Genomic DNA, 4,154 nt, shown 5'->3' with positions numbered 1-4,154 from the left:
TGGGAACGGTTTATATAGCGAGGCCGGCTAATGCGGTCGGTTGCTTGAGTTAACCCTGTTGATTTGGGAGGGAAAGGGATTGTCGGTTATGGAGCAAGAGTCCGAGGGATTGACTCTGGGTGATCTGCTGCAGATCATTCGCAAGCATATTATCGCTGCGATTATCGGCTGTGCGGTCGTGTTTGGCGTGACGGCGGCATACACCTTCACCGCGCCGAAGAAGTACGAGGCCACCGCCGAAGTGCTTGCGTCCTCCAGCCAGGAGGCATCCGACTCCCTGCAGGCATCGCAGTACAGCAGCATCTCCACCTACATCTCCGCGCAGATCGCCACCTACCCGCAACTGGTGAAGACCGAGGTCGTGCTCCAGCCGGTGATCAACCAGCTCGGACTGAATATGACCGTCGATGAGTTGGGTGCGCTGGTCACCGCGTCGAACCCTTCCAAAACCTTCATGGTCGACATCACCGTGGAGACCAAGAGTCCCCAGTCCTCGGCTGCTATTGCCAATGCCGTGGCGGAAAGCCTGAGCGAACAGGTCTCCGGCGCGTTGTACTCCGGCAGCAAGAAGTCTTCGCCGGTGCAGCTGTCGGTCGTCCAGACGGCCCAGACGCCCCAGTCGGCCAGCTCGCCAAAAACGGCACTGTATCTCGCGGTTGGTCTGGTGCCCGGCATCGTGGTAGGTGTCCTTGTTGCGTTGCTGAAGGATATTCTCAATACCAAGATCAGCAGTACGGATGACGTCCGCTCACTCACCGGCGCCACATCGCTGGGATCCATTCCGGATGACGAAGCGCTCAATGAAAACAAGCCGATTATCCTTGCCGAGCCGAACGGCGCCATTGCCGAGGACTACCGCCGAATCCGCACGAATCTCGACTTCCTGCGCGTGGGCGATAACGCCAAGCATGGCCAGCTGATCGTCATGACGTCGGTGTCGCCGGCCGAAGGCAAGACCACCACCTCTGTGAATGTGGCGGCCGCACTGGCCGAGGACGGCAAGAGCGTGTTGCTCATCGACGCCGATCTTCGCCACCCCTCCGTGGCTCACAAGCTGGGTATCGAAGGCCATGTGGGTCTGACCCATATCCTGTCCGGTCAGGCGGTGCCGGCCAATGTGGTGCAGAAGTACTGGCATAGCAATCTGCATATTTTGCCCGCCGGCAAGCGCCCGGCGAACGCGAGCATCCTGCTGAACTCCGACCTGATGAAGCAGCTGGTGGAGCAGGCGCGCACTCAATACAACTATGTGCTGATCGATACCGCTCCGTTGTCGGTGGCTAGCGACGCCACGGTTTTCGGCAAATCGGCCGGCGGCGTTGTGCTGGTGGCAGGCAAGGGCGTTACCGAGAAGAAGGATCTGCAGGACTCCGTCCAAGCGCTCAAGAGTGTGGATGTGCCGTTGCTCGGTTTCATCTTTACCTTCGCGGATCCGAAGAAGATTCACTCCGATAATTACTACTACTACCAGTACGGCGCCGAAAAGCCTCGCAATGGGAGAAGCAGGGGCAAGAAGAAGGGGCGTCACTGACTCTCAATGGTCGCCGGTGATGTGCGGCCGACAGACGAAAGCTGGTTGACGATTTGGCCCATGCGGGATTTCTCTCATGGGCCAAATCGTTATGGGACACGGGATCAACACAGGAGCTCAGGAACAACCGCCCAATGTTAATTCCGTGGCCATGGAAATCACCCAAGTGCAGGAATCGGCCAAGTGGCTATCGGATGATTTCCATAGCCGTGCCCCGCACTTGCCATGGCGCGGATTGCGAGCCATGCGCAACGCGCTCATACATGAATATGACGGTATTGACGAAGACGAACTCTGCAGTACAGCCATGCACGACGGACCTGCCTTGGCGAGGGTGCTCTACCCGACTATAGAGCGCTTGGCCGCGGTATTCGGCGTGGAGCTTGATCATCGTTGGGCCGAGTTGCGGTCCGCGGTCACACATGCCCTACGCCTGGGGCGTGAAATGCGGTGTGCTGGACGCGTGTCGGCCAATCTGTTGACGGGTGGGAGCCTGCTCCACCGTATAATGCTTGCGCATGGCGGCGAGAATGCGGTGCAGGGCCATATTGGTCTGGTTGGCGGCAGCGCGGAATTTGTCGAAATCCTTATGATGTGGATCCTCGATGTCCTCGGCAATGGGCAGCATCGGGCGGATAATCGACGACGAATCGATCACCGACTGCAGGCGCGCCTGAACGGTCAAACCGCTGACCAAACCGTTGCGGGCGCAATACTCGCACATATTCGCAAAATCCGGCAGCAGGAAGGTGTAGCCAATCGCCCCGGGCGCAAGCGTGACAATGTCTTTGCGCTGCAACGCCTCAAAGCAGAGGATCAGATCGGCGCCGTCGGCCATGTCTCGGGTCAGACGGCGTGAACGGAACCCGCTCGGGTCGATGCCGGCCCCCCTCATGATCATGCCGCTCGACGGGTCGATGGGGTGCATGGGCAAACCACGCGTGCCCGCGCTTGACACCGCAATGGACGTGCCGCGCAAATATCGGGTGAGCAGCAGCTCGCCCATAGGCGAACGGCAGATATTGCCGGTGCAGACAAACATAATGTGCATGCGAATCGGTTCCCATCTCTGATCAGACGACATGGTCTCGGGCTGTGCGCGGGCCGTGCGCGCACAGGGCCCACGCTTTGACTAATTGGAATATGTTACCCCGTTGTCAAGCCAGCCCATGGGCGTCTGGTCAATGCCAAGACGCTGTGTCGCCTTGGAGGACGTCGTCACATCGAACTCGTAGACCACGGTCGCGCCGGGGCTGAGGCGGGCAATGGAGGTAAACAGCTGCTTGTCGTCCATGGTGGCGGTTTCCGGCGTCGAGCCATTGCCGGAGGCGACATGAAGATTGGTGAGCGTGCCGCCGGCCGGCGCGTAGAACAGCATCTTGTCCACAGACTCGCCAAGAGCTCCCAGATCGTCATGATCGCCGCTGACGATATAGGAGGTAAGACTTTGGGCTTCCTTGGCGGTGAGTGTGTTGGTCATGGTGTAGCGCACATGATAGGTGCGCGATCCATCGGAGCCGGTGCCGGCTTCCTTGATCTCGGTGGTCTTATGCACATACCAGTCCAGCTTCGAGGGATTCATCTGGTTGGTGTAGATGCCGACTTCAGGTTTCTCCTCGTTGTTCGGCGTGTCTTTGGAAAGACCCGCATCCTGGAAATGGGCGGCCTCATCGTCATGGAACGAATACAGGTACAGATGGCGTCCTTCGGCCAACTGACCCATCATCTGGCTCATGGAGAGCATTTTGGAAAGATTGAGGTTGCTGAAGACATTGTTCATTGCCTGCTTGGCGACGTATTCGAAATAAGCATCCTGCTGTGAGACCGGAACAGTTTTGTAAATGCCGTTCAGCAGGAATTCGGCGGTATTGTCTCCGGTGAGAACCTGGCCGTTCGGCAGGGTCACGTCGCCGCTGATCCGGATCATCTCCTGAACGAACACCGGGTCGATGCCCATCACGCCGTCCGCATTGCTGCCGTATGCGGAGGCGGACCAGATGCGGTTGATCTGCCGAGCCGCGCGGGAGAAATCAGGTGCGGCCAGCACGTCACGCACATCGAACGACATGTCGAGGGGCGCACTGAAGAACTCCTGTTCCGAGTCGGTTGCGAAATTCATGCCGATGGGAATGAACGTGCCGTTGGGGTGGAAATCGCCGATGGCAATGTTGCCGTGATCCGCGGTGAACGACCCGAGGGATCCGACCAGGCCGCCGCCGGAACGCGATTCGGACTGCGTGCTGGCGACGATGATGTAGGTCCTGGACCCGTTCGCGCCGAGGAATTGCGGCAGCGCCTGAAGTGTGGAATTAATCTGGTCGAGTTGCGTTGAGATAGTGGAGAATTGGCTGCTCGCCTGATCGTAGGCGGAGCGAACGGCGCTGATATGCGGCGTGGGCAGGGCGTCGAACTGCTGCGCCAATGATTGAACCTCCTCGTTCACCGTGGCGAAGTTGCCCTGCGCGTCCACAACGGGCTGCAGGTTCACCTGTCCCTTGCCGCTCGAGAAGTTGGCGCCCAACAGGCCCTTCACGACATCGGACAGTTTCGGCAACGTTTGCTGCGACAAGTCGTCGACAATCTGCGTCATGCCCTGCACGGATTTGACGTCATCGCCGATCCA

General features: G+C 59.0%; 3 protein-coding genes and 1 pseudogene. 2 read left to right on the top strand and 2 right to left on the bottom strand.

The window, feature by feature from the left end:
* Positions 1 to 109 precede the first annotated feature (109 nt).
* A complete protein-coding gene (locus tag B2994_RS02795; RefSeq protein WP_291526875.1) occupies positions 110 to 1,531 on the top strand; it encodes a polysaccharide biosynthesis tyrosine autokinase in 1,422 nt (473 codons plus the stop codon).
* Between the two features lie 76 nt (positions 1,532 to 1,607).
* Positions 1,608 to 1,859: pseudogene (locus tag B2994_RS07575) on the top strand (DUF86 domain-containing protein); the annotation flags it as partial.
* Positions 1,860 to 1,958: 99 nt separating this feature from the next.
* Here B2994_RS07575 and B2994_RS02790 read toward each other — a convergent pair.
* Together B2994_RS02790 and B2994_RS02785 are read right to left on the bottom strand one after the other, a co-directional pair.
* Complete coding sequence (locus tag B2994_RS02790) at positions 1,959 to 2,582, bottom strand: low molecular weight phosphatase family protein (protein ID WP_291526873.1); 624 nt, start codon at positions 2,580 to 2,582, stop codon at positions 1,959 to 1,961.
* A gap of 81 nt (positions 2,583 to 2,663) precedes the next feature.
* Positions 2,664 to 4,154: DUF4012 domain-containing protein (locus B2994_RS02785; protein WP_291526872.1), on the bottom strand; the 1,491-nt coding region annotated here is incomplete at its 5' end.

The sequence above is a fragment of the Bifidobacterium sp. UBA744 genome, from assembly GCA_002298605.1.
GTDB lineage: Bacteria > Actinomycetota > Actinomycetes > Actinomycetales > Bifidobacteriaceae > Bifidobacterium.
The sequence above is the reverse complement of the archived record's forward strand: the minus strand, read 5'-3'. Positions and strand labels throughout refer to the sequence as shown.

What these genes read in the sequence shown, in the direction of transcription:
- B2994_RS02790 (WP_291526873.1), bottom strand. Translation starts at nt 2,582, where the DNA reads ATGCACATTATGTTTGTCTGCACCGGCAATATCTGCCGTTCGCCTATG.